The organism is Kitasatospora cathayae (assembly GCF_027627435.1).
Taxonomy (GTDB): domain Bacteria; phylum Actinomycetota; class Actinomycetes; order Streptomycetales; family Streptomycetaceae; genus Kitasatospora; species Kitasatospora cathayae.
The window spans coordinates 5,900,170-5,924,403 of the sequence record NZ_CP115450.1 but is presented as its reverse complement, the minus strand read 5'-3'; the positions used below and the strand labels follow the sequence as shown (position 1 = coordinate 5,924,403).

The 24,234-nt window shown below is 72.5% G+C and carries 21 protein-coding genes and 1 tRNA gene; 8 read left to right on the top strand and 14 right to left on the bottom strand.

Features of this window, described 5'->3' with window-relative positions:
- Window positions 1-121: 121 nt before the first annotated feature.
- Genes O1G21_RS26490 through O1G21_RS26470 form a run of 5 tightly spaced genes read right to left on the bottom strand, consistent with a single transcriptional unit; the run spans window position 122 to window position 4,326 of the window.
- Complete coding sequence (locus O1G21_RS26490) at window positions 122-772, bottom strand: vWA domain-containing protein (protein ID WP_270147132.1); 651 nt, start codon at window positions 770-772, stop codon at window positions 122-124.
- Between the two features lie 15 nt (window positions 773-787).
- Entirely contained in the window at window positions 788-1,963 is a 1,176-nt protein-coding gene (locus O1G21_RS26485) for a hypothetical protein (protein WP_270147131.1), read from the bottom strand.
- Window positions 1,960-3,162: a protein phosphatase 2C domain-containing protein gene (locus tag O1G21_RS26480; protein ID WP_270147130.1), complete on the bottom strand. Its 1,203-nt coding sequence runs from the start codon at window positions 3,160-3,162 to the stop codon at window positions 1,960-1,962. The genes O1G21_RS26485 and O1G21_RS26480 overlap by 4 nt, the downstream gene beginning before the upstream one ends.
- Window positions 3,159-3,575 (bottom strand): hypothetical protein, encoded by a 417-nt coding sequence (locus O1G21_RS26475; RefSeq protein ID WP_270147129.1) that lies wholly within the window; start codon window positions 3,573-3,575, stop codon window positions 3,159-3,161. Before O1G21_RS26475 ends, O1G21_RS26480 begins: the two co-directional genes overlap by 4 nt.
- A 7-nt stretch (window positions 3,576-3,582) precedes the next feature.
- Window positions 3,583-4,326 (bottom strand): hypothetical protein, encoded by a 744-nt coding sequence (locus O1G21_RS26470; RefSeq protein ID WP_270147128.1) that lies wholly within the window; start codon window positions 4,324-4,326, stop codon window positions 3,583-3,585.
- A 172-nt stretch (window positions 4,327-4,498) separates the two neighbouring features.
- Between O1G21_RS26470 and O1G21_RS26465 the strand changes: the two genes are divergently transcribed.
- The 3 genes from O1G21_RS26465 to O1G21_RS26455 all read left to right on the top strand — a co-directional run bounded on the left by O1G21_RS26465 (window position 4,499) and on the right by O1G21_RS26455 (window position 8,109).
- A complete protein-coding gene (locus tag O1G21_RS26465; RefSeq protein ID WP_270147127.1) occupies window positions 4,499-5,242 on the top strand; it encodes a Crp/Fnr family transcriptional regulator in 744 nt (247 codons plus the stop codon).
- An 81-nt stretch (window positions 5,243-5,323) separates the two neighbouring features.
- The gene (locus tag O1G21_RS26460; protein WP_270147126.1) at window positions 5,324-7,828 is read left to right on the top strand and encodes an AAA family ATPase; all 2,505 of its coding nucleotides are present in this window, start codon (window positions 5,324-5,326) and stop codon (window positions 7,826-7,828) included.
- Between the two features lie 32 nt (window positions 7,829-7,860).
- Window positions 7,861-8,109 carry a hypothetical protein gene (locus O1G21_RS26455; RefSeq protein WP_270147125.1) on the top strand — a complete coding sequence of 83 codons (249 nt, stop codon included), beginning with the start codon at window positions 7,861-7,863 and terminating at the stop codon, window positions 8,107-8,109.
- Here O1G21_RS26455 and O1G21_RS26450 read toward each other — a convergent pair.
- Window positions 8,100-8,894, bottom strand: a complete 795-nt coding sequence (locus O1G21_RS26450) for an FHA domain-containing protein (RefSeq protein WP_270147124.1) — start codon at window positions 8,892-8,894, stop codon at window positions 8,100-8,102. The genes O1G21_RS26455 and O1G21_RS26450 overlap by 10 nt on opposite strands.
- A 145-nt stretch (window positions 8,895-9,039) precedes the next feature.
- Here O1G21_RS26450 and O1G21_RS26445 point away from each other — a divergent pair, with 145 nt between their 5' ends.
- Window positions 9,040-10,728, top strand: coding sequence for a serine/threonine-protein kinase (locus O1G21_RS26445; RefSeq protein WP_270147123.1), 1,689 nt, complete (start codon window positions 9,040-9,042; stop codon window positions 10,726-10,728).
- Window positions 10,729-10,947: 219 nt separating this feature from the next.
- On the opposite strand, the gene O1G21_RS26440 is transcribed toward O1G21_RS26445, so the two are convergent.
- Window positions 10,948-11,019, bottom strand: a tRNA-Val gene (locus tag O1G21_RS26440).
- 149 nt (window positions 11,020-11,168) lie between these two features.
- On the opposite strand from O1G21_RS26440, the gene O1G21_RS26435 reads away from it, so the two are divergent.
- Window positions 11,169-12,539 carry a coiled-coil domain-containing protein gene (locus O1G21_RS26435; protein ID WP_270147122.1) on the top strand — a complete coding sequence of 457 codons (1,371 nt, stop codon included), beginning with the start codon at window positions 11,169-11,171 and terminating at the stop codon, window positions 12,537-12,539.
- Window positions 12,540-12,562: 23 nt separating this feature from the next.
- Window positions 12,563-12,778 (top strand): FmdB family zinc ribbon protein, encoded by a 216-nt coding sequence (locus O1G21_RS26430; RefSeq protein ID WP_270147121.1) that lies wholly within the window; start codon window positions 12,563-12,565, stop codon window positions 12,776-12,778.
- On the opposite strand, the gene O1G21_RS26425 is transcribed toward O1G21_RS26430, so the two are convergent.
- From O1G21_RS26425 to O1G21_RS26415, 3 genes are all read right to left on the bottom strand, one after another.
- Complete coding sequence (locus tag O1G21_RS26425; protein ID WP_270147120.1) at window positions 12,775-13,596, bottom strand: HAD family hydrolase; 822 nt, start codon at window positions 13,594-13,596, stop codon at window positions 12,775-12,777. The genes O1G21_RS26430 and O1G21_RS26425 overlap by 4 nt on opposite strands.
- Window positions 13,596-16,178 (bottom strand): phosphoribosyltransferase, encoded by a 2,583-nt coding sequence (locus tag O1G21_RS26420; protein ID WP_405000833.1) that lies wholly within the window; start codon window positions 16,176-16,178, stop codon window positions 13,596-13,598. The genes O1G21_RS26425 and O1G21_RS26420 overlap by 1 nt, the downstream gene beginning before the upstream one ends.
- Window positions 16,179-16,265: 87 nt before the next feature.
- Window positions 16,266-17,459, bottom strand: coding sequence for an HpcH/HpaI aldolase/citrate lyase family protein (locus O1G21_RS26415; protein WP_270147119.1), 1,194 nt, complete (start codon window positions 17,457-17,459; stop codon window positions 16,266-16,268).
- 318 nt (window positions 17,460-17,777) lie between these two features.
- Between O1G21_RS26415 and O1G21_RS26410 the strand changes: the two genes are divergently transcribed.
- On the top strand, window positions 17,778-19,070 hold the full coding sequence (locus O1G21_RS26410; protein WP_270147118.1) for a TerD family protein: 1,293 nt from the start codon (window positions 17,778-17,780) through the stop codon (window positions 19,068-19,070).
- Between the two features lie 60 nt (window positions 19,071-19,130).
- Here O1G21_RS26410 and O1G21_RS26405 read toward each other — a convergent pair whose 3' ends face one another.
- Entirely contained in the window at window positions 19,131-19,886 is a 756-nt protein-coding gene (locus O1G21_RS26405) for a Tellurium resistance (protein ID WP_270147117.1), read from the bottom strand.
- Window positions 19,887-20,279: 393 nt separating this feature from the next.
- Between O1G21_RS26405 and O1G21_RS26400 the strand changes: the two genes are divergently transcribed.
- Window positions 20,280-21,443, top strand: a complete 1,164-nt coding sequence (locus tag O1G21_RS26400) for a DUF2637 domain-containing protein (RefSeq protein WP_270147116.1) — start codon at window positions 20,280-20,282, stop codon at window positions 21,441-21,443.
- 84 nt (window positions 21,444-21,527) lie between these two features.
- Here the strand turns inward: O1G21_RS26400 and O1G21_RS26395 are convergent, their stop codons facing one another.
- From O1G21_RS26395 to O1G21_RS26385, 3 genes are all read right to left on the bottom strand, one after another.
- Entirely contained in the window at window positions 21,528-22,622 is a 1,095-nt protein-coding gene (locus O1G21_RS26395) for a DUF475 domain-containing protein (RefSeq protein WP_270147115.1), read from the bottom strand.
- A gap of 161 nt (window positions 22,623-22,783) precedes the next feature.
- On the bottom strand, window positions 22,784-23,362 hold the full coding sequence (locus O1G21_RS26390; protein WP_270147114.1) for a TerD family protein: 579 nt from the start codon (window positions 23,360-23,362) through the stop codon (window positions 22,784-22,786).
- A gap of 203 nt (window positions 23,363-23,565) precedes the next feature.
- On the bottom strand, window positions 23,566-24,141 hold the full coding sequence (locus O1G21_RS26385) for a TerD family protein (protein ID WP_270147113.1): 576 nt from the start codon (window positions 24,139-24,141) through the stop codon (window positions 23,566-23,568).
- Window positions 24,142-24,234 lie beyond the last annotated feature (93 nt).

Genomic DNA, 24,234 nt, shown 5'->3' with positions numbered 1-24,234 from the left:
AGATTGCCCGTCGCCTCGACCGCGCCGCCGCAGGCGAGCAGCACCGCGGCCAGCACGGACAGCCCGACGGAGGCACGCAGCGCCCGGGGCGCAGGCGTGGAACGCAGGTCGGCGGCCATGCTCAGTCCACGTATTCCTGGGCGACCTGGACGTACTCGAAGCCCTTGACGTCGGTGGCGATCTGCATCTGACCGGTCTGCGACGAGGCGATCAGCGTGTTGAGCAGGCCGGAGATCGCCCCGCTCAGCGCCGACTCGGTGTCCGTACCGTCGGCGATGAACAGCGCCTTGGTCGCCACCTCCTGCAGCACACCGCGCTCGGCATCGCCGAAGCCGTACGCGATCACGTGCGGGTAGCGCGGCCGGCTCCGGTCCACCAGCTCGCGGAAGGACTTCCGCCAGCCCGCGTCGGTCGGACCGCCGTCGGTCAGGAAGAAGACCGTCGGCCGCAGCACGCTGTAGTGCTGCGCCCGCAAGCTGCTGACATCCTGTTCGATGCACTCCCGCAACCGGTCGAAGGTCTTGCCGTAGTCCGTGCGCCCGCCGCAGATCACTTCGGGCATGCTCGGCACCTGTTCCATGTCCGACATCGGGATCACCACGTGCACGTCGGTGGAGAAGGCGACCACGCTGACCCGGGCGAACTCCGAGACGCGCGGATTCGTCGCCAGGTTGTAGTGCAGACGCGAGAGGGTCGCGTTGAGCACTGCCTCGTGCGGCTTCATCGACGAGGACGCGTCGATCACCACGTAGGTGGGCAGGCAGAGTGACATGTGTGCACCCCTGAGCTAGTGGTTGGAGGCGATGATGATGACGATGAGCAGGATCACGGCGAAGGCGAGCGCCCAGATCCACTGGGCGTTCCAGGTGGTCGCAGGATCCTTCTTCTTCTCGGCGGTGCTCGTGACGACGGTGCCCTCGACCACGGTCCCCTTGACCACGGCGCCCGACTTGGCGGTGACCGTGCCGGCGGCGGGCTGCGGGACCGGGTGCGACGCGGGCAGCGGCGGCACCGGGGGCAGCGGGGTACGGGTCGGCCGTGGCACGGCCCTGAGGTAGGGCCCGTTGTTCAGCGCCTGGCACAACTGGGCGGCCGCAGGCCGTCGTTCGCGCTCGGTCGCGAACAGCATGTCCAGCAGTACCTCGGAGAGGGCGGGCTGCTCCGGCCAGGGGGACAGGGCGACGCTGTGGAAGGCGCGCGCGTCACGCTGGCCGGTCAGGCACTTGGCGACGAGCAGGCCGAGCCGGTAGCGGTCGGTGTACTGGTCCGCGTCGGAGCCCGGCGGCGTGAGCGGGTCGGCCCAGTTCGGCTGGTGGATGTCGGGCATCTTCTTCGGCTGACAGCCGTCGACGTCGATCAGGTAGACGGAACGCCGGCCGGGGCTCCAGAAGGCGTTGGAGAACGACCAGTCCGAGTAGACCAGGCCCAGCCCCTCCAGGATCGCGGCGAGCTCGGTCAGTTGACGACAGGCCGCCAGTCGGCCCTCGAAGCCCGGGCGCGGCAGGCCGACGCCCCGGATCGACTCGTCGGACTTCGCCAGCCAGTCGATCTCGACGAACCGACGCTCGCTGAACTTGCCACGCCGCAGCTCGGAACGGTACTGCTCGGGCGCCATCGGGATCACGCAGCCGACGGCCGGGTTGCCGGGCTCGTGGATCCGGGCCGCGGGCCAGCACGTCCCGGCGTACAGGGTTGCCCGCTCCGCCTCCGGCAGCGTGTCCGGAGCCGAGATCAACAGGTCGATCCGGTCGGCGTCCTCCGGGTGCGGGTCCGGCCGGTAGAGCTTGGCCAGCCAACCCGGATGGTCCGTCAGCGGCCGTACGGCGACGGCCTGGCCGTTGTGCTCGGAGATCGGCTCGGCGAGCGGTCCGAGATCGTCGAGGCCCACGGCCCGCGGCAACGACCAGCCCCGCGGATCGACCGCCGGGACGCCGCCGTCGGCGATGGGTTGGAGGTCGGTCATGCCCCCCTGCCGTTCCACACCACGACGGCGGTGCGATCGTCGAGGCACTGCGGTGCGTCGAAGCCGACGTCGGCGGTGAACCGGGTGGCCGGGACCGGCGTGCGCCAAGCGTTCGCGAAGTACTCGTTGACGTTGCCCGCCGGGTCCGCCCACGCGTCGCCGATTCCGTCCGTGACCAGGGCCAGGGCGGCGCCGGGAGCCAGCGTGACGTAGCCGTCCAGGGCCAGGTTCGGCGTGTCCGGCAGTCGGCCGGCGACCTCGTTTGAGACCACCGGGGCCGCGCGGTCCTTGGCCTCGCCGGCGGAGAACCGCCACCGCGGGACGCGTGGGTCGAGTGTCCAGGCCGAACTGTCACCGAGCCACCCGACCCACGCCCGGGCCGCGCCGCTCGCGTCCGGCTCGGCGATCACCGCGGTGATCAGCACGGTGGCCAGGTGCGCGGTACCGACGCCGCGTCCGGCCGCCTGCCCGGCGATCGATTCCGCGACCCGCCCGTACAACTCCTTGACGTCGAGCCGGTCGAAGCCACCTGCCTCGATCTGCTCGCGCAGCAGGGTGACGGCCTGGCTGGAGGCCGTGGTGGCCCCGGTGTCGGACCAGGCCGCGCTGGACAGGCCGTCCGCCACGGCCACGATCGCGTACCGGCTGTCCCGGGTGCGCCCGATCCGGTAGGAGTCCTGTCGCGGCCCGGCGGGCTGATCACAGCGGTGGCCGGGCCCGACCACGGAGGCCGCGCGGATGGTGAGGGCGCCGACCGTGGCTTCGTCGGCGGCGATCCCGTTCTGCACCGTGCGCTCCGGCAGCAGCCAAGGGAAGCCCTGGGCCCGCGCACCGTCACCGAAGCGGGGAACGCTCAGGTCGGTCGGTCGCTCACGCAGGAACGGCCGGGGTTTGCCCGGCTGGGCCGTCGGCGCCGTCGGTCCTGCGACGTAGCGGCAGGCCGGCGCCGTCGCGTCGGGCCGGGGCTCCCGTTCGAGCCGATCCCGCCGTCCGGTCGGCGTCGCAGCGGCCTCGGACCCCAGCGCGGCCGCCGCGCCGACGGCACCCACCGCCGCGAGGGCGAACACGTCCACCAGCCAGCCGTAGTGCCGGTGCGGCGTGCCGACCTCGATGAAGGCCCCGACGGCGACGGTCACGAGAAGCGCCGCCCGCACCCAGCCGTCCGTCAGACCGTCCCGCCGGCTCTCGCCCCCGCTCACGGCCGCTCCCCGGAATCGCGGGACCTCGGCCCGGAGGCGAAGTGCTGGTTGCCGTGCTGGACCGCGAACACCTCGCCCGAACCGGTGGCGGAGTTGACCTGGACCGTGACGTCCGGCTGCTGCCGGATCGGCAGCGAGGCCAGGGCCATGACGTCCTGGGCGAGAGCCGGGTTCCGGTCGAGCAACTGGAACAGGGCCTCCGTCCAGTAGGCCACGACCTCGGCGTCGACCGCTCCCCTCGTGGCGGTCGACGCCCGCTCCAGCGCGCCGGACAGTTCCCTGCGGCGGCCGCCGTGGGCCCGGGCGATGACGCCGCCCATCAGCCGTTTCGCCTCCGTCCAGAGGTCGGTGCCCATCGCGGAGACCAGAGCGGTGGCTCCGCTCGCGGCCAGCTCGGCGAGTTCCTGGTTCATCGGCGTTTCAGCCCCGTTCGTTGTATCGGATGTGCTGGTCACCGCGGCCGACGGCGAAGACCGTGCCGTTCCCGGTGGCCCGGACGAGTTGCTCCACGGCCCGTGGCCCGGCTTCCGCGGGCCGCTCACCGGAGCCGGGTTCCCGGCCGGAACCGAGGTGCGGACCGACCGGGCTGCCCGGGTACCAGAGCCAGGCCCGTGCGGCGTACTCCTTGACCCTGACCTCGGCCGCGGTGAAGGCACCGGCTTCGAGCCCCTCGTGGCCGTGCCCGACCGTCTCCTCGTAGTAGTGCTGCGAAAGGATCGCGGCCACCGGGGTGCCGTCCGGACCGGCCGCGGCCGCCCGCCGCAGCGGGGCCGAGTCGAGCAGCCGGGCGAGCGCCTCGAACGGGGTGCCGGAGACGGTGCCGTCCGGATCGAGCCGGACCTCCCCCGCGTGCAGCGCCGCCCGCACCCGCAGCCTGGCCTCCGGGCCGGCGTGCCGGTTGTGCTCGCGGATCCGCGTGCCCAGTTCCGGCAGTAGCGGGACCAGCAGTCCGGCCTTGGGCAGCCCGGCCGGGGCGACGAGCCGGCAGCCGTCGCCGGTGTCCACGTACACGAAGTCCCGCGGGTCCGAGTCCGTGTGGTCGAAGGCACCGGACAGCGCGGATCGCAGCGCGTCGCGGATCTCCTGCAGTCGCTGCTGACCGCGGCCCGCGGAACCCGCGATGTCGCACGCCAGCAGGGCTCGGTATTCATACCTCGGATTCACATTCCCTCCGCGATCACGACGGGGGCGGCAGTTCGGAGATCGACATGCCGTCGGCGCCGAAGTTCCGTCGCCGACAGGATGATTGCCGAGATCGTAGAGGAGGGGTCCTCGGGTAGAACGGCTACTAATACGGCTTGTCCGGCTTCGGCCGGACGAGGAGGAGGGATGACCGATGGGCAACACACGAGTGCGCGGGGCCGAGGCCTACTGGCCGCCGGCCGGACTGCTCGGCAGGGTCGGCGAGGCCGACCGCCGAGTCCTGCTGGGGCTCGGCCACGGCGTCGTCTACCCGGCTGGTCAGATCACCATCCACGAGGCCGACACCTCGGACTTCGCGCTGCTCCTGATCGGCGGCACGGTGAAGGTCACCGCGCACGCACAGGACGGTCGGGAGGCGCTGCTGGCCGTACGGATGGCCGGGGACCTGGTCGGGGAGCTCGCCGGGATCGACGGTCAGCCACGCAGCGGTACGGTGACCACCTGCGGCCGGGTGCTGGCCCGCTACATCCTGTCCTCCGAACTGCTGGAGTGCACGAAGCGGCACCCCGCCATCGGGCTCGCACTCAGCGCGAGCGTGGTGGCCAAGCTGCGCACGGCGACCGGCCGGATCGTCGACTTCACCGGTTGCGACGTGCTCGGGCGGCTGGCCAGGATCCTGCACCACCTGGCCGTCACCTACCGGCGACCCGGCCGGAACGAAGCCCAACTCCCGCTTTCGCAGCCCGAGATGGCCACGCTGGTCGGCGCTGCGGAGTCGTCGATCCACAAGGCCCTGCGGGCCCTGCGGGAGTCGGGCGCGGTCGTCACGGGCTACCGCAGGATCACGATCCTCGACCTGGACCACCTCGCCCGGATCGCCGTCGCGGCCGAAGCGGCCGAAGCGGCCCATTCGCCGGCGATCTCACCAAACAGCTAAAAGCGCCGGGTTCCCACGACGGGTCGGCGCCAGCATGACCGAGTGCCGGGAGCCGAGCGTCGGAGAGGACCGGGGAAGCAGATGCCAGAGAACAACGGTGCTCCGGGCGGTTCCGGACGGATCCGGACGGGCGATGTCTCCGGAACGATGATCGTCGGCAACCGGAACACCGTGACCAACCTGAACATCACCGCCGGGCACGGTTCGGCCATCACCCTGAATGCGGGACCGCCGCCGAATCCGGTCAAGCGTCAGCCGATCTCCCACCTGCCGCGCTCCGGCGCCGATCCGCTGATCGGCCGGGAGCGGGAGCTCCAGGCACTGCAACAGGCCATCGGAGCAAGGCAGTTGGTGCAGATCTGGGGCACCTCCGGGGTCGGCAAGAGTGCGCTGCTGCGCCACGTCGCCCGCACTTTGCCGCGCGGGCCCGAGGGCGTGGCCTACATCGAAGCCGGCGGACGGACGGCCGACGACCTCGCGCAGGCGATCTTCGACATCAGCTTCGACGCGCCGAACTACAAGCCGTCGCTGGAGGTGCTGAAGGAACACCTGAAAACCCTGCGGCTGCGGATCTACCTGGACGACGCGGGACTCGACGAGAAGGACCTGCACCGGCTCTTCGACATGGCCGGACAGTCCGCCTTCGTCTTCACCTCGCAGCACCGGTCGCCGGTCGCCGGCGTACACGCGATCCGACTCGACGGACTGACGGACACGGCAGGGGTGCACCTCGTACAGACCGTACTGGCCCGTCCGTTGCGGCCCGAGGAAACTCAGACCGTGGCGGCGCTGTGCGACGCCCTGCACGGCAATCCGCTCCGGCTGCGGCGCATCGCCCTGTCAGTCGCGACCGGCAAGCGCCTGCCGACCATCGCCGACCTCCCCGCACTGCTCCCCGCCCTGCTCAACAGGCTCCAGCCGGCCGAACGTGACCTGCTGCACCTGCTCGGCTCGCTGTCCGGCGCCGAGTTGGCGGCCCCGCAGCTCAACGCCCTGCTCGGTCGGACGGACAGCGACGCGCTCGCCGGCGGCCTGGTGCGGCACGGCCTGCTGATCGCCTCGGAAACCGGCTACGGGTGTCCCCCGGACGTCGCCGAGTGCGTACTCAAGAGCCGGATGACGCAATTCCCGGCCGATCGGCTCTGCCGGGCGCTCACCGCGTGGGTCGAGTCGCGGGACACCACCCCGGACCAGGTCGCGGCCCACTTCCAGGCCCTGGACGTCGCGGTGCTGGGAGCGGAGAGGAGCGGACAGGCGCAGCTCGGCGTGGAGTTGGCCCGTGCCGCCTCGCCGAAACTGGCGCTCTCCCGGCAGTTCGACGCGTGGGGCAGCCTCCTCGGAGCCGGCTGGGCCGCCGCGAAGAGCGTGGGCGACCGCGCGGGCGAGGAGTTCTTCCTGCGCGAGGCGCGCACCCGCCGCAAGGCGATCGGCCGGGCCGCACTGACGACGGCCCTGGCGCTGGAGGCGGGGGCGCTCTGGCAGGAACTCGCCGCCCTGCAAGCGCACTCGGTGGCCCACCATGCCGCGACGACGGCGATCACCGCCGTGCCGCCGGTCGCGCCTCTCGCGCCGGTCGTGCCGGTTGCTCCGGTCACGCCGGTCACCCCGGCACCGACCGCGGTCGCCCCGCCGACGGTCACCCACCCGGCGGTCAGCCCCCCGACGATCACCCACCCGGTCCCCACCCCCACTGCTCCGGCGCCCGTGCACGCGCCGACTCCACCACAGGTGATCGACCTGTCCCAAACCGCCCAACAGCCCCTGCCCGCCGGCCACGTGGCCGGCACACACGCCGCCCCCTCGCACGCAGTGCCGCAGAAGATCGACCTCTCGGGTGCCCACAGCTCCGCCACCACCCACTCGACGCACGCCGCGAGCAGCACCGCGACCACGACCAGCACGGGCCACACGGCGCTCGCCACCGCCGGTGCAGCGACTGCCAAGGGCGGAGTGGCCCTCGTCGTCGCCTGCGTGGTCGGCCTCGGGACCGTGCTCGGCGTGGGTGCCATGGTCTACGCCCAGAACCAGTCGGACGGGACTCCGGCGGCCCAGGCCACCTACCCATCGGTCCCGACACGGCCGGTCTACACCCCCAGGCCGCCGGTCCCGGCTCCACCGGTCTACACCCCCAAGCCGCCGGCCCCGGCCCCGGCCCCGTTGGTAACGCCGGACCCCGTTGATCCTGTGTGCGCAACGGCGGAACCGGAATTGGAACAGGAGACCCAGCAGTACAACGCCGACCTGGCCACCGTGCAAAGCGCCGTCGAGTCGTACAACAACGCCATAGAGGCGCACAACTCAGGACGGACCTCCACCGTTCCCGACGACAGCGCGATGAACTCCCGTATCGACATCATCCTCAAGGACCTGCGCGCCAGCGAGTCCACGTTGCGGGGAGCCATATCGCAAGCACGGGACAGATCCGTGGTAGCCGACCTCAAGGGCATTCTGACCGCTCGCCAGCAGGAGGAGAGCCAGTTCCGCTCGTTTCGGAACAAGACCAGTAACAGCTACGACACAGCCAGCCAGGCTTCGGCATTCAACTCGGCCTGGCGGAGTCTGGTGATCCACTGCACAGCCTTTTGATCCGCCACAAGACCGACCAGGAAAGGCCGACCATGCCTACGGAATCCACCCCCGGCAACATCCACGCCGGAGACGTCTCCGGCACCTTCATCGTGGGCGACGACAACCACGTGACGAACACGACCACGCATCACCCCGAGCAGCCGCAGCCCCAGTCGCGCCAGCAGAACTCGGCCGAGGACCAGGCAGCCGTCTTCGCGGTGGAGCACGGCACCATGCACGTCACCTACAACGCCGAATCCGCGCCCGAGCCCGAGGTCCGAGGAACGCCTCAGCCCTGATCGGCCAGCAGCTCCAGGTCCTGGGCGTTCAGTGTCGCCGTCCTCAGCAACTCCCTGATCAGGTTGACGCTGAGCGTCGAGCCGACCGGCTCGCCGACCTCATCACGCGTCAGTCCGCGCACACCCCGCCGGCGCAGCCGCTCGCGCACGTCCTCGACCGTGTTGGCGGCCGACTTGTGGGTCCAGTACTTGGTCGCGTGGGGCGAGGCGTTGGCCAGCCGGGCGGTGTCCTCCCAGGCCAACGGGAGCGGGAAGGCGTCCTGGCCCTCCAGGTAGCGCCGGGCGAGCGCGGTGAGCACGAGTCGCTCCTGCGGGGAGAGTACGTAGACCGTCTCGGGAGCCGCGGTCTCGGCCCTGCTCGTGGCACGGGGGTGCCGGTCGTCCCCGTCCACGACGCGGACCTCCACCAGGTGGGAGCGCCGCTTGGACGAGTTGATCACCAGCGGGGTGTACCCGGGCCCGATGATCCGCTGGTGGCCGGTGAGCATCAGCACGCCGTCGGGCAGTTCGATCGGCAGGTTGCCGGTGTTGACCAACCACCAGTCGCCGTCCGTGCCCGCGCAGGTGAAGACGCCGTGCCGACGGCTGACGGTCGGGTCGTCGACACCGACCGGTACGTGCACGTCCTCGCGGTCGCGCCCGAACAGCAAGGTGTACCGGCGCGGCGGCACGGCGTATCCACCCTCCGGGCCGAGCACGAAGATCGTCCCGGGCGGCGCCGGGGGCACCCGGTCGGCGGGACTGCCCGGCGGCAGCATCCGCGGTGGGAAGTTTCCGTTCGTCATCTCACACACCTCCGCCTCGGCTCGCGCCAGTGAGTGTACGAGCGCACCGGGAGGAGCGGTCCTCCCGCGGACATGCGGTGTGCGAGCTTGCGGAACTGCCGACTCTGTTTGCCCGGCCATGAACTTGCTCGATAACCTGCCCGCCGTGAGCACGATCAGCCGGCGAGCTGCTGCGATCGACAGCATGGTCGCCCAACCACTCGGGCCGGGCGATCCGCAGGAGATCGGCAGCTTCAGCATCATCGGCCTGCTCGGCACCGGCGGCATGGGCGAGGTCTACCTCGGGGTCTCGGACCGGGGCTACGCCGCCGTCAAGCTCGTCCGGCCGCGGCTGGTCTCCAGCGAGCGCTTCGAACGGGAGGTCGGCATCCTCTACCGCGTGCCGTTCGGAGTCGGACCGCGGGTGCTGGCGAGCGACGGCACTCCGGAACGCCCGTGGTTCGCCACCGAGTACGTCCCCGGGCTCACGGTGGACGAGGCGGTCCGGCTGCACGGCCCGCTGCCCGCCGAGGCGCTGTGGCTGCTACTGGCCGAGACAGCCGCTCAACTGCGGGCCGTACACGCGTCCGAGATCGCGCACCGCGACATCAAGCCCGCCAACGTCATGCTGGTGCGCGACGGCGTGAAACTGATCGACTTCGGCATCGCGCGCGCCGCGGACCAGGCGAGGCTCACCAGGAGCGGTGGCAGCTACGGAACGCAGGGCTTCTCGGCACCGGAGCAGCAGGCCGGGGACGAGGACGTGGCAGCGCCCGCGGACGTCTACTCGCTCGCGGCGCTCCTACTCTACGCCGCCTCGGGTCGCACGCCCAGCGCCGTTCCCGACCTGGAGCCGCTGCGCGCCGTGGACGCCGATCTCGCCGCCATCCTCGAGCCCTGTCTCGCCACCGAGCCCGGAGCGCGCCCCACCGCCCACGAGATCGCCCTGGCGGTCCACCCGCACCTGCTCGTCCCGCCTCCGTCCTGGCCGCCTGAGATCATGTCACGCATCGACTCGCGACGTGACTTCGCCGAAACGCCGGTCGGCAAGCTGGCGACCGTCCCGCCACCGGACACGAGCACGGACCCGAAGCCTGACGCCGGGGCCACGCCCCTCGCATCACCTCGCCGCCCGCGCAAGCACCTGCTCCTGTTACCGATCGCCGCGGTGATCGCCCTCGGCGCGGTCGCGGTGTTCGTCCTCAGCCCGTCCACACTCCCGCAGAACCACACTTCGCGGGAGTCCGGCGGCACGCCGGTCACCGTGGAGGCCCTGGCCGGGACGACGCACGGGCCCTCCGCAAGCCCGAGCGCCTCGAACTCCGCCACCGCGCAACCCTCTCCCCCGCCTTCGACCACCCCGACCGGCACCACGCGGACGCCCTCCCCGAGCCTGCAGCCCTCGACCTCCTCCACCGCCAAACCCGCCTCCCCGCCACCGACCGCCCCACCGAGTACGGCCGCCGCCACGCCCTCAGCGGCCGCCCCCAGCCCCACCTCGTCGTCGATCAGCGGCATCAACGGCCACGACGACCCGGCCCAGGTCAAGGGCTCCGAGGCGGACACCAGTTGGTTCGGCAACGACGCCGCCTGCTCCGCCTGGCTGGACGACGACGGCTCCGGCTCACTCGCGGGCGTGCTCAACACCTCCCTGAACCAGACCTGCGTCGCCGAACTCTCCCGCAGCGACGGCCTCACCTACACCTTCCGCGCCTCCTGGGGCGCCACGAAGACGAGCTCCGTCCCCGACATCGGCTACACGATGTGGATCTGCGTCTGGAACGCGAGCAACCGATCCACCGAGCAGTGCTCCGCTCGCTTCGGCATGAACGGCACCACCCCGGTCCGCCGGTGAAACGAGGCCGCCGCAAGAAGCGCCCACAGGCCGCCACGCCCTGGCCACCCGCACACCGGCCCTCGCCGGCCGTTCGGAGAAATTCAGGAGGCTGATCTGTGCGGCGAGACCGCATCGAGCGCGTCCGAGACCGTCGCGAGACTGCCGAAACGACCGCGGCCCAGATCAGGATCATGCTCCTGACCTGGGCCGCAGTGTGCGTTTCAGCTGTTCACGGGGTGGGCGCGGACGGTTTCGAACCGCCGACATCTGCTTTGTAAGAGCAGCGCTCTACCACTGAGCTACGCGCCCCCGGTCGTGGCCCGATGGGCGCACGACGAGAGCCTAGGGTACCTGGTCCTGAGGGGTGGTGTGGTGCGGGGCGGGGCCCGGGGTGCCGGCGGGTGGGGCGGATCGGGGAGAATGGGCGCGGATCAGCGGGTCGGAGCAGGGAGCGCGCAGTGGCGGTGGCCGGCGGGAGCGGGCGGCGGGGGCGGCGTCGGGCGGGGAGTGCGCTGGGCGAGGCGCTGGTGTTGCCGGTGGTGCTGGCGGGTGCGTTGGGGGCGGTCGGGCTGGCGTCGGCGGGCAGTGGTGGTTGGTGGGGGCGGCGCGGTGCCGGGGAGGGCGTGCGGGCGGACGCCAGGGAGGCCCGGGCGGCGGCGCAGGAGGCGTTCTACGAGCTGGACGAGACGCAGCGCGAGGTGCGGCTCGCGGTGGAGACCGTCCGGGCCGCCGAGGAGGGCACGGTGGCGGAGCGTGCGCTGGCCGAGCTGCCGGCGATCTCCGGCCGGGTGGAGCAGGTCACGGTGAACTACCTGGCCGCCCTGGACGCCCACGACCTGGACGACGAGGCCCTGGACGCCGGCTCCGCCGCCCGGGCGCGGCGTCTGCTGGAGGACGTGAAGGGTCAGCTGCACTCCGCCCGGGCCGAGCTGACCGACTTCCTGCGCCGCCTCCAGCCCACCCTCCAGCACGCCGAGCAGCAGCTGATGCGGGTCACCCCGGCCGTCGAGCAGGCCAAGCGCGCGCTGCTGCGGGCCACCACCACGCTGGACGAGGTGCGCGGCGCCGGGCTGCGGGCCGATGACCTGGCGGCCCGACTGGCCGAGCTGGCGCCGGAGTTGGGGCGGCTGAACGAGGGCGCGGCACGGCACGGCGTGGCGGCCACGCTGCGGCGGGCCGACGAGGTGCAGCGGCGCGCGGAGGCGATCTCCGCGGACGCCGCCCAGCTGCCCGAGCGGGCCCGCGAGCTCGACCGGCGGGTGTCCAGCCTGCGGACCAGGATCCAGGCGCTGGAGACCAAGGCGGCGACGGTCGAGCCGGCGCTGAGCGAGCTGCGCCGCCGGTTCAGCACCGCCTGCTGGCAGGACCTCCAGCGGGTGCCCGAGCAGGTCGCCGAGACCGGCCGGGCCGCCGAGCGCAAGCTCGCCGAGGCCGCCCGGGCGCGGGACGAGCAGCGCTGGGCGGACGCCACGGCCGCGATCGGTACGGTCCGCGCGCTGCTGGACACCGCGGACGGCTCGGTGCAGGCGGTGAACGACCGGCTGCGGCAGCTGAACGAGGTGCAGCACGATCCGAACCGGGAGGTGGAGCGGGCCCGGTTCGCGGTGCGGGACGCCCAGCGCCTGGCGATGGCGGGCCGCAGCGCGCCGGACCCGCGGCACGCCGCGCCGCTGGACGAGGCGGTGGCCCGGCTGGACCGGGCGGTGGCGACCCTCCAGGCGGCCGGGCGGCACCCGGACTACTGGTACTTCCTGACCGAGCTGGCGGCGGTGCGGGAGACGGCGGCGCAGGTGATCGGCCTGATTCGCGGCGACCTGGGCCACCGGTAGCGAAGCCTCGGTACCCTGCCGGTATGCCACGCTACGACTTCCGCTGCCGCTCCTGCGGCGCCACCTTCGAGCTCCGCCGCCCGATGGCGCAGGCCAACGACCCCGCCGTCTGCCCGCAGGGCCACCAGGACACCGTGAAGCTGCTCTCCACCGTCGCCGTCACCGGTGCGTCGTCCGGCGGCGCGCCGCAGCAGGCCCCGAGCGGGGGCGGCTGCTGCGGCGGGGGGTGCTGCGGCTAGCCGACAGCAGCAGAGAGGAACCGACGGACGATCTCCTCCCCCGCCGCCACCCCCACCTCCGCGAGGGCGGTGACGCCGGGGGCCGTCCACCCGCTGTCGGCCAGTTCGCCGTGGCCGGGCCGCCACCCGGCGTCGGCGGCGAGCAGCAGGTCGGCGTCCAGCAGCGAGTCCCCGGCCGCCAGCACGGTGCCCGCGCCGCTGCGCCGGACGACCTCGGCCAACGCCGCGCTCTTGCCCAGCGGTTGCGGCACGGCGTACACCTTGCGGCCCTGCAGCGAGACCCGCCAGCCGCGTTCGGCGCACCAGCCGGTCAGCTCGGTCAGCCAGCCGGCGGGCAGCCGGTCGCGCTCGACGACCAGGTAGGCGAACAGCTCGTCGGCGACCCGCCGCTTGCGGGTCCACTCCGGGTCGGCGCACAGCGCGAGCTGCCGGACCACCTCCGCCAGCGGCGCCGAGCCGGCCGCGATCCGGGCGGTGATCTCGCGGCGCCAGTCCCGGTCCGGCTCGCCGTCCACCAACAGCTGCCCGCCGTTCCCGCAGATCGCGTAAGTCGGCTGCGGGCCGGGCAGGTTGACCCGCCGGTACTGCTCGACGGTCCTGGTGGTGGCGGGCACGAAGCCGGCCTTCCGGCCCAGCTCGGCCAGCAGCACGGCCGCCCGCTCGGTCAGGTAGGACAGCGGCCGTCCGTCCAGCACCTCGACGCAGAGCAGCCGGGGCGCGTCCCGGTCGGGACCGTCCAGCGCCAGGGCCCGCTCGGAGTAGATGAGCGTACGGTCGAGATCGCTCGCCACCAGCACACCACCCGCCGAGCAGCTCATCAGGACTCCCTCCCCCGCACGGCCCGCCCGCTGGCCCCCGTCGCGCCCCGACTGTAGCGGGGGTGGATGAGGCCCACGCAGCTGTACGGCAGCCCGTCCACCTCCTCGACCGGGACGCCGCGCTGCGCGGCGAGCAGCCGCACGTGGTCGAGGTCGGCGCCGGCGCCGCGCCGGGCCAGCACCCGCCAGGGGACGCGGCGCAGCAACACCCGGGTGGTCTCGCCGACTCCGGGCTTGACCAGGTTGACGTCGTCGATCCCGTACTCGGCGCTGATCCGCTCGACGGCGGCCCAGCCGGCCCAGTCGGGGGTGCGGTCCGGGTCGGCGGCGAGCCGCCCGGCGCCCTCGACCGCCTCCGCGCGGACGTCGCCGAAGCGGGCGGCCACCGCGGCCAGGAAGGCCTCCGACACGTCGCCACCGGCCAGTTCGGCGTAGTGCTTGGCCCCGTGGAAGTCCCCCGGCCCGATCAGCCCGGCGCGCAGCACAGTACGCGAAACCAGGCCGGACACCGTGGAGTTGAGGCAGGCGGACGGGATCAGGAAGTCGTCCCGGGTGCCGTACGTGCGCACGCAGCGGCCCGAGTCGGCGAGCACCGCGAGGTCCGGGTCGAAGCCGGTGCCGACCAGCGCTTCGGCGAGTTCGCGGGTGATCGCGCCCTTGCCGGTCCAGCCGTCCACGAACACCACGTCCGCGGCCCGGTGGTGGGCCGCCAGGTAGCGCAGCGCGACCCGGTCGATGCCCCGGCCGCGGACGATCGACACCGCGTAGTGCGGCACGTCCAGGCCGTGGGCGAAGGCCAGCCAGCGGCGGACCAGGATGCCGACCGGCGTCCCGGCCCGGGCCAGCGAGGCCAGGACCAGGCGGGGCCCGCGCTCGCGCAGCAGCGTCTCGGCGACGGTGCCGACGGCGAGCGCGATCCGGCCCGCGGAGCCGCGCAGCGCCTGGTGGAACAGCTCCTGGTACTCGGGGCTGGGCCGGTACTCGACCGGCAGCGACTCGGCGTAGTGCGCGCCGCCGTTCTGGACGGCCTCCTCGCGTTCCTCGGTGGGGGCCTCCAGTCGGACGCCGGAGAGGTCCTTGAGCAGCCAGGCCACCTCCTCCGGGCGGTACGAGGAGAACGCCGGCCCGTACAGCGGGGCGGGCAGGGGCCCGAACGGCGGGGCGGGCGGCAGCGGGGCGGGCGGCGGGCTGGGCAGCGCGGGCCGGTGCGAGGGCAGCACCGCGAGCACCACCCGGCCGGTGACCTGCCGCAGCTGGCGTAGCAGCGCGTACTCCCCCTGGTGCAGGGCAGCGGTGTCGGCTACGTCGTCCACCACCAGCACCACGGCGTCGAAGCGGCGGGTCCCGTCGACGCCGGGGGCGACGTTGTAGACGTAGCGTTCGCGCGAAGCGCCGTCCTGCGGGTCGTCGTGGGCCGGGAAGGCCAGCCGGGTGCGGATGGCGTAGCCGGGGTCGTCCACGGCGAGGACGGGCGAGCGGGTGGTGGTGGAGTAGCGGACGCGGTCGCCGCCGAGCCGCTGGGCGAGCGCCTCGGCCAGCCGCAGCGGCGCGTACATCAGCTCCTCGAAGCCGAGCACCAGCACCCGCTGCGGCCCGCTCCCCTCCGGCCGGCTCCCCTCCGGCCGGCTCCCCTCCGGCCGGCTCCCCTCCGGCCCGCTCCCCGCCAGCGCCGAGGCCAACTGCCCGGCCAGCGCGGGCAGTACGGCGTCGAGCCGCTCGCGGTCACGGGCGGTGAAGCCGTGCCGGCCGCCGTCCGGCAGCCCGGCGGGCCAGTCCAGCTCGACCCGGACCAGCGGGGCGGGGTCGACCGCCGGGGGCGGGACGGCCGGGGGCACCGCGGCGATCAGCCGTTCGGCCCGCGCCACGATGTCCTCGGGCAGGTCGACGCGGCCGCTCGCGGTGGCCACCACGTCCAGCCGGACGCCGAGTTCGGCGGCGGCCGCGGCGAGTCGGTGCCGGTCGTCGGCCGGGCGCAGATCGACCAGGGCGGCCACCACGTAGTGGCTGCGCGGGTGGCGGCCGTGCAGTTCGCGGATGGTGTTGAGGACCGTCCGGCCGGTCGAGAGCTCGTCGTCCACCAGCACCAACGGACCGCCGCCACCCAGGAGTTCGGGATCGACGGGAAGCAGCAGGTGCCCGGTGGCGTGCGAGTGCTCCTCCTCGAACCCGCCGACCGGTGGGATCCCCGGGACGGCGCGGCGGGTGGAGTGCAGGTAGGGCGCGTCGAGGCCGTCGGCGACGCTGTGGCCGAGGCCGGTGGCCGTCTCCGCGTAGCCGAGCACGACGGCTCGCGCGGCCGCCTCGACACCGAGCAACCCGCGGACCCGGCGGCCGAGTTCGAGGCCTGCGCCGTGCACCACGGCGGGCCGCTGCGGCACGTGCTTGCCGAGCACGCTGGAGACCAGCAGATGGGCGCGCCTGGGGTTGCCGGAGCGCAGGGCCAGGCCGACGAGCTCGGGCAGGCGCTCCGATCCGGTCAGCGCTATCCCGGCCCGCTCGGCGACCCAGCGCCCGTTCCACTCACCACGCCGCGCACCGCTCCGCGCGCCACTCCCCGCACTGCTCCCCGTGCCGCTCCGCACGCCCTGCTGCGCGCCGGTCCGCTTCTGTTCCGCTGTGGTCACTACAGATCCGCTTTCGATGGTGCCGGTCAAATCACGAGTCAGGGGTCAGCCGCACAGGCAGGCCGAGAGCAGCTCCGCGAAGCTCACGTCCTCCCGGGCCACCCCGAAGACCTCCGCCCGCAGCAGCACCCGCTCCGCCCAGGCCCGGTGCGGCCGGGCCTCGTTCATCTTGTTCGTGTACGCCGAGCGCAGTACCCCGCCGCCGCCCTGCTCCTGCCGGAGGATGTCGCGGGCGTCGCAGTACTCCTCGTGCGTGACCACGGACAGCGCGTGCACCGCGGGGACGTGGCTGGGGTGGATGCAGGTCTTGCCCAACAGGCCATTGGCACGGTCGAGTTCGACCTCCCGGATGAGCCCGTCCAGGTCGTGCTCGATGATCCGGCGGCGGACCTCCTCGCCGGAGGCCCGGGCGGTGCCGGCGGTCGCCGCGAACGGGGTGCGGCGCAGCTGCGGCTTGAACATCCGCTCCTGCACCGGGAAGTACTCCCAGACCGGCCCGGTCACGGTGTACCCGGTGCCGTCCGCCCGGCCGAGCACGTTGACCACGTCCCCGATCACCGCCGCGACCAGCGCCACGTCGTACGCGGTGAGGTCGGGCGAGCGCCGCAGCCCGTAGGCGGAGCACAGGTCGGTGACGCCGAGCCGGACGGCGAGCACCCGTTCCCGGTGGGTGGCGAGCAGCTCGGCGATGCCGAAGAGCTGCTCGCGCCTGGTCTCCAGGTGGGCGAGTTCGGGCGATTCCAGGACGGGCATGGCGAACAGCCGCCGCCCGGTGGCGGCCTCGGCGGCGGCGAGGGCGGCCAGGTAGGCACCGCCGGCCCCGGCCGTGAACTTGGGCAGCACGAAGCCGCTCAGCAGTCCGACCGCCGGTCCGAGCCGTTCGGCCAGGTCGAGGATCTGCTCGGCGGTGCGAACCCTGATGAAGAGAAGTGGATGGTCCTGTGCACAGTCGGTGAAATCATTGACCAGGTCGGCCAGCTGCTCGACCAGGTTCCGCTCGCCCTCGTCCACCTCGTGGTCGGCGATCGCGTCCTCCAGGCAGAGCACCATCGACACCACGCCCCGAGCAGCCTGTTTGCGGATGTCGGCGGCCAGCGCGGGCCTGGTGGCGGGGCTGTAGAGGGTGCCGCCGAGGGCGGTGGCGAGCACCGCGGGCTCGCTGCGCGCGGTGAACGTCCGCGGCTGCTCCAGGAACAGCCGGGCGCGGACGTCGTCAGCGAGGTGGCCGAAATGGCGCAAGGTGCTCTCCTCGGGGATGGACGGCCTCCGGCCCGCGGTTTCACCTGGACGCGCCGCCGGCGGAACTCCCCTCCGCCGGACCTCCGGGGGCCTGTTCGAACGCCCATCGTACGGACGGATTCCGGCCGTTCCCGGCGCCGGGGCACTGAACTCCCGGAACATCCGGCTCCCTCGACGTCCACCCGGACGCTTCCCCGGCCATCGGGGGAGGACGGCGGCAAACGTCGCTCCGGCGCAAGTCTTGGCAAAGTCCGTCCCCACGCCGGCGTTCCCGGTCACGTTGTCCGAAGCGGTGGCGAACAGGCAGGATGGTCCGCTATGACGCACGTGATGGCCAAGGGCGCCAACATCGCACTGCCGGCGGCGGCGGTCCGCGCCGTGCTGCGCTGGAGCGCCACGCCCGGTGCGCCGGACGTGGACGCGTCCGCGCTGCTGCTCGGTGCCAACGGCAAGGTCCGTTCGGACGCCGACTTCGTCTTCTACAACCAGCCGCGGCACCCCTCCGGGCTGGTGCGCCACCTGCCCAAGCAGCACACCTCCGGCGGCGCCGAGATCATCGACACGGTCGAGGTCGAACTCGCCAAGCTGCCGGTCGAGGTGGACCGGGTGGTGCTGGCCGGCTCCTCCGAGGGTGGCCCGTTCCGCGCCGTCCCCGGGCTGCGGCTGCTGCTGTTCGACGCCGCGACCGGTGAAGGCGCGCTCCCGCTCGCCGAGTTCGCCATCGCCGACGCCGAGAACGTCACCGCCCTCGTCGCGGCCGAGCTCTACCGGCGCAACGGCGCCTGGAAGCTCCGGGCGATCGGCCAGGGCTACACCTCCGGACTGATCGGCCTGGCCACCGACTTCGGCATCACCGTCGAGGACGAGGCGGACGAGCCCGCAGCGCCCCCGGCCCCGACGCCGACCCCGGTCCCGGCGCCCGCCTCCGCCGCCACCCCCACCGGCGCGGTCGACCCCCGCGCCACCCCGCTGCCCGACCCGCGCTCCGAGGCCCGGCCCGAGCCCGGTACCTTCACCCTGAGCCCGGCCGTCCCCCAGCCCGCGGCACAACAGCCCTCGACGCAACAGCCTCCGGCACACCAGCCCCCGGCGCAGCCCACGACCACCCCCGCCCCGGCCGCCGCCGCAACCGGCCCCGCGACCCCGCCGCCCCCCGCTCCGCCGACCCCGCCGCCGGTCGGCCCGCCGCCCGCGACCCCGCCGACCATGACGCCCCCGCCGGTGGCCCCGCCCACCGTGCCCCCGAACGTCCCGCCGGCCCCGCCCGCACCGCCGACCCACCACCCGGGCGGCTACGGCTACCCCCAGCAGCAGCCCGGCACGGGCTACGGCTACCCGCAGCAGCAGCCGCCCGCGACCGGCTACGGCTACCCCCAGCCCACCCAGCCGTACCCGCCGCAACCGCAGCCGGGCACCGGCTACGGCTACCCCCAGCCGCCCCAGACCGTCCCCCCGCAGCAGCACCCCGGCAGCTACGGCTACCCGCACCAGCAGCAGCCCGGCACCGGCCAGCAACCGCCCGTCCCGCCGCAGCCCCCGGCACCGGCAGCGGCAGCGGCCGGCGAGGAGTTCGCACTCCCCCCGCAGGGCCCACAGTTCCAACCCCACTGAGCCGAGCCCGGCGGGGCCGCCGAAGCAGCGCCAGCGCTGCGGCGGCCCCGCCGGGGACCCTCAGTCCCCGCCCCCCGGCCGCTGCCCCTTGTACCCGCGCTGCCACTGCATCCCGAAGCCGTACAGCCGGTCGATGTCCGCCTGGAACCCGTTGACGTACTTCACTTCACGGCGCACCGTCAGCTGGTTGTCCCCGCCGTTCTCGATCAGCACCACCGCGCAGGAGCGCGCCGCCCGGGCCCGCTCGTCCAGCTTGATCTCGATCCGCGGCCCGGTCTGCGGGACGATCGTTATCACCGCGTGGGTCTGTTCGAAGGCCGGGGTGCCGTCGTAGATGTAGACGAAGATCAGCAGCCGCTTGAACTTGTCCTTCTTCTCCAGGTTGACGTACATCGTCTCGCCGGACGGCGCCCCGTACTGGTCGTCGCCGCTGAGCTTGATGTACGGCGGTTCGCGCAGGTCGCCGAAGAGTTCGCCGAGCGGCTGCACCACGCCCCGGGTGCCGTCGGAGAGTTCGTACATGCAGGCCAGGTCGAGGTCGACGTTCACCTGCTCGTTGCCGCCCGGCGAGTCCGGCTCCAGCGGGCTCAGGATCCGCGGGCTGAAGAAGCGCTTGACCGTGTCCCGGGTGCTCGGCCGGGCCGCGCCCGAGCGCATGGTCCAGTGCAGGTTGACGTAGAGGTAGCCGGTGGTGGCGGCCGAGCCGGTGATCGCGTGCTGCGGCGCCGACTTGGTGAGCGTGACCTTGTGCTGGGCGCCCGGGTCGTCGAAGGTGTAGCTCTTGTCCCCGCGCAGGTACTCCCAGATCGAGACCATCCAGTCCTCTTCCCCTGCCTCCGTCAGGCAACCTGACACCGCGCCGATCGACACCGAGTCGCTCGACGATCCGCCGGTCCATGATCGGTCATCGGCCCGGGCGACGGATACCCGAACCTCCCCTTTCCTACCCCTCCCGGCCGTTCGCGCCCCCCGATGACGCGAACCGGTGGGTCGATTGGCCCGAGGAAGCCGCCCTCCCGTAACATGCCGCCCCTTCGGACGCGATATCGTCTAGCCGCACAGGTGTCCCGTCCGCCCCTGCGCGGGCGCGGTGGGCACACCGTGCGGCGACGAACGAACCGTCAGGCCGTGCCCGCGCGGCGGGCCCTGACCGCCTGTGTGTCGCTCTGTTGAACCTGTCCCCTGCGGAAACCCGAGGCCCGACCCGCAATGAACCTGACCTCCATACAGCTGGTCTGGACCGTCGTCGGCGGCGCAGCCCTGCTGTTCGTCGCCATCCTGATGGCGACGCTGCGATTCAAGAACTCGAAGAAGGACGAGGCCGCCGACTCCTGGGAGCGCAGCGAGGACCGCCGCCGCCGCAAGGAGATGATCTACGGCATCTCCTCGTACACCCTGCTGTTCTGCTGCGCCGGCGTCGCGGCCGCGCTGTCGTTCCACGGCCTGGTGGGCTTCGGCATCGAGAACCTCGGCCTGTCCAACGGCTGGGAGTACCTCGTCCCGTTCGGCCTGGACGGCGCCGCGATGTTCTGCTCGGTGCTCGCCGTCCGCGAGGCCAGCCACGGTGACGCCGCGCTCGGTTCCCGGCTCCTGGTCTGGGTGTTCGCGATCGCCTCGGCCTGGTTCAACTGGGTGCACGCCCCGCGCGGCCTCGGTCACGCCGGCGCCCCGCAGTTCTTCTCCGGCATGTCGATCTCGGCGGCGATCCTGTTCGACCGGGCGCTGAAGCAGACCCGCAAGGCCGCGCTGCGCGAGCAGGGCCTGGTGCCGCGTCCGCTCCCGCAGATCCGCATCGTCCGCTGGCTGCGCGCCCCGCGCGAGACCTACGCGGCCTGGTCGCTGATGCTGCTGGAGAACGTCCGCAGCCTGGACGAGGCGGTGGAGGAGGTGCGCGAGGAGCGCCAGGCGAAGCTGGACGCCAAGGTGCGCGCCCGTTCCGCCGACCGCCGCGAGCGGGCCGAGCTGAAGGCGATCTCCCGCCAGGGCGGCATGCTCGCCCGGGCCCGCGGCGGGCGTCAGGTGCCCGCGCTCACGGCGGCCGGAGACGGCCCGAGCGCTACGGAGCCTGCCCTAGCCGCCGGGAGCGACCACGCCACCCCGACCGCGCAGGACCCGTTCGCCCCGCTGACCCCGCGCAGCTCGTCCTCCTCGTCGAGCCGGCTGGAGCCGAGCCCGCTGGAGCCGAGCGCCCTGGACGCCGGCCGCCCCCGCGCCGCCGTCGGCTCGTCCTACTCCTTCTCCTCCTCGATCACCGGCTCGACCTCGTCCTCCCGCTCGACCATCGACCTGACGGCCGACGACGACACCCTGTCGATGCCGAAGCTGGACTCGCTGGAGCGCAAGCTGCGCGCGATCGAGCAGCAGCTGGGCTGACCCGGCACCGCAGGAGCAATGCGAAACGGCCGCCCCCGGATCCCCCGGGGGCGGCCGTCGCGTTCGCCCGCAACACGGAACGAACTACTGCCCGCTGCCGACCAGTTCCTTCTCCTCCGCCGAGCCCTCGCGCCGGTTGCGCAGCATCGAGGAGGCCAGGGCCAGCCCGATGAAGGCGACGCCGATCAGGCCGGTGACGATCTCCGGGATGTGGTACTTGATCCCGACCAGCAGGATCACCGCCAGCGCGCCGATCGCGTAGTGCGCGCCGTGCTCCAGGTAGACGTAGTCGTCCAGGGTGCCCTTGCGGACCAGGAAGACGGTCAGCGAGCGGATGTACATCGCGCCGATGCCGAGGCCCAGGGTGATCTGGAAGATGTCGTTGGAGATCGCGAAGGCGCCGACCACGCCGTCGAAGGAGAACGAGGCGTCCAGCACCTCCAGGTAGAGGAACAGGAAGAACGCGGCCTTGCCGGCGACCTGGACGATCGGCTTGCCGGACTTCTCGGCCTCCTCCTCGCGCTCCGCCTCCTCCTCCAGGCCCGATTCGAAGATCGAGGAGAGGCCGCCGACCGCGAGGTAGGTGATCAGGCCGAGCACACCGGCCAGCAGAACGGTTTCGGCGTGCTCCGCCGCGAAGAACCGCGAGGCCAGCACCAGCGCGACCAGGGCGACGACGCTGGAGAGGGCGTCCAGCTTGCCGACCTTCTCCAGCGGACGCTCCAGCCAGCCCAGCCAGTTGTGCTCCTTCTCGTCGAACACGAAGTCCAGGAAGATCATGAGCAGGAAGACGCCGCCGAAGGCCGCGATGGCCGGGTTGGCCGCCGCCAGGTACTGACCGTAGGTGAGGCCGTCGTGGGTCTTGTCGGAGTGCAGCGCGAGGTCGATGACCGTCGCCGGGTTGAGCTTCGCGGTGAGACCGACGACCAGCAGCGGGAAGACCAGCCGCATCCCGAAGACGGCGATCAGCACACCGACCGTCAGGAAGATCTTCTGCCAGTACGGGTTCATCCGCTTCAACACCGTGGCGTTGACCACCGCGTTGTCGAAGGACAGGGAGATCTCCAGGATGGAGAGGATCAGCACGATGCCGAAGCCTTGGGCTCCCCAGAGCAGTCCGGCCGCGGCCAGGCCGATGGCTGTGATCGCGAACGACCAGCCGAATGTGCGGAGGAACACGGGAGTTGGCTACCTTTCGGGTTCTGGCCGTGCCGGGGGCGGCCTGGTCCCGAGACGCCTGACCGGGCCGGGCCCGGTCAGGTCACCCCCGCACTGCCCTCTGTTCTCATGATCGTTGATCGTTGATCGTCAACTGGGTGCGATAAGTCTGATTTGCGCCCTCACTGTACGTTGACGCCGAAGTCGAGCGCGATCCCGCGCAGGCCGGAGGCGTAACCCTGGCCCACCGCACGGAACTTCCACTCGCCCGCGTACCGGTACAGCTCGCCGAAGATCATCGCCGTCTCGCTGGACGCGTCCTCGGACAGGTCGTAGCGCGCGATCTCCTGGCCGTCGACGGAGTTGACGACCCGGATGTAGGCGTTGCGGACCTGGCCGAAGTTCTGCAGCCGGGACTCGGCCTCGTAGATCGAGACCGCGAAGACCACCTTGTCCGCCTGGGCCGGGACCAGCTCCAGGTTGACCAGGATCAGCTCGTCGTCACCCGCGTCGTCGCCGCCCACGAGGTTGTCGCCCTGGTGCTCCACCGAGCCCTCGGGGCTCTTGAGGTTGTTGTAGAAGACGAAGTACTCGTCGCCGAGCACCCGTCCGCCGCCACAGATCAGGGCGCTCGCGTCGAGGTCGAACGGTGCGCCCGTGGTCGAACGGGCGGACCAGCCGAGGCCGATCTGGACCTGCGTCAGGTTCGGCGCGGCCTTGGTGAGCGAGACGTTCCCGCCCTTGGCGAGCGTGACCACCATGGTGTTCTTCCTCCCTTGCTTCTCCCGGGGCGCCTTACAGGTGTATCCCCCGCGGCCCCGGCCGGCCCGCTTCGGCCGGCTGAACTTCCTGAACTCACATCCTCGCAGCGCGGCGGGCCCGGACGAAGCCGGGGCGGCCCCGGACCGCGAAGGTCCGGGGCCGCCCCGGGAATCCGGCGCAGAACCCTTGCGCCGCAGGAGACTCAGACGTTCACGCCGAAGTCCTGGGCGATGCCGCGCAGGCCGGAGGCGTAACCCTGGCCGATGGCACGGAACTTCCACTCGCCGCCGTTGCGGTAGAGCTCGCCGAAGACCATCGCGGTCTCGGTGGAGGCGTCCTCGGAGAGGTCGTAGCGCGCCAGCTCCGCGTTGTTCTCCTGGTTCACCACCCGGATGAACGCGTTGCGGACCTGGCCGAAGTTCTGGCCCCGGCTCTCGGCGTCGTAGATCGACACCGGGAAGACGATCTTCTGCACGTCCGCCGGGACGCCGGCCAGGTTGACCTTGATCGCCTCGTCGTCGCCCTCGCCCTCACCCGTCCGGTTGTCGCCGGTGTGCTCGACCGAGCCGTCCGGGCTCTTCAGGTTGTTGAAGAACACGAAGTTGCCGTCCGAGCCGACCTTGCCCTGCTCGTTGCAGAGCAGCGCGCTGGCGTCCAGGTCGAAGTCCGTCCCGGTGGTGGTCCGGACGTCCCAGCCCAGGCCGACCACGACGGCCTGGAGCCCGGGGGCCTCCTTGGTGAGCGAGACGTTGCCGCCCTTGCTGAGGCTGACTCCCACTTGTCCTCCAAGAATCGGGAGGCACCGGCTGGTGCCCCCGGTGGTGCGGTTCGAGGCGCCGCCCGCCGGAAACGGACGTGCGCCCCACTCCGC

What these genes read in the sequence shown, in the direction of transcription:
- O1G21_RS26405 (WP_270147117.1), bottom strand. Translation starts at nt 19,886, where the DNA reads ATGGTCTCGATCTGGGAGTACCTGCGCGGGGACAAGAGCTACACCTTC.
- O1G21_RS26490 (WP_270147132.1), bottom strand. Translation starts at nt 772, where the DNA reads ATGTCACTCTGCCTGCCCACCTACGTGGTGATCGACGCGTCCTCGTCG.
- O1G21_RS26400 (WP_270147116.1), top strand. Translation starts at nt 20,280, where the DNA reads ATGAACCTGACCTCCATACAGCTGGTCTGGACCGTCGTCGGCGGCGCA.
- O1G21_RS26455 (WP_270147125.1), top strand. Translation starts at nt 7,861, where the DNA reads ATGCCTACGGAATCCACCCCCGGCAACATCCACGCCGGAGACGTCTCC.
- O1G21_RS26450 (WP_270147124.1), bottom strand. Translation starts at nt 8,894, where the DNA reads ATGACGAACGGAAACTTCCCACCGCGGATGCTGCCGCCGGGCAGTCCC.
- O1G21_RS26460 (WP_270147126.1), top strand. Translation starts at nt 5,324, where the DNA reads ATGCCAGAGAACAACGGTGCTCCGGGCGGTTCCGGACGGATCCGGACG.
- O1G21_RS26410 (WP_270147118.1), top strand. Translation starts at nt 17,778, where the DNA reads ATGACGCACGTGATGGCCAAGGGCGCCAACATCGCACTGCCGGCGGCG.
- O1G21_RS26425 (WP_270147120.1), bottom strand. Translation starts at nt 13,596, where the DNA reads ATGAGCTGCTCGGCGGGTGGTGTGCTGGTGGCGAGCGATCTCGACCGT.
- O1G21_RS26475 (WP_270147129.1), bottom strand. Translation starts at nt 3,575, where the DNA reads ATGAACCAGGAACTCGCCGAGCTGGCCGCGAGCGGAGCCACCGCTCTG.
- O1G21_RS26390 (WP_270147114.1), bottom strand. Translation starts at nt 23,362, where the DNA reads ATGGTGGTCACGCTCGCCAAGGGCGGGAACGTCTCGCTCACCAAGGCC.
- O1G21_RS26430 (WP_270147121.1), top strand. Translation starts at nt 12,563, where the DNA reads ATGCCACGCTACGACTTCCGCTGCCGCTCCTGCGGCGCCACCTTCGAG.
- O1G21_RS26465 (WP_270147127.1), top strand. Translation starts at nt 4,499, where the DNA reads ATGGGCAACACACGAGTGCGCGGGGCCGAGGCCTACTGGCCGCCGGCC.
- O1G21_RS26485 (WP_270147131.1), bottom strand. Translation starts at nt 1,963, where the DNA reads ATGACCGACCTCCAACCCATCGCCGACGGCGGCGTCCCGGCGGTCGAT.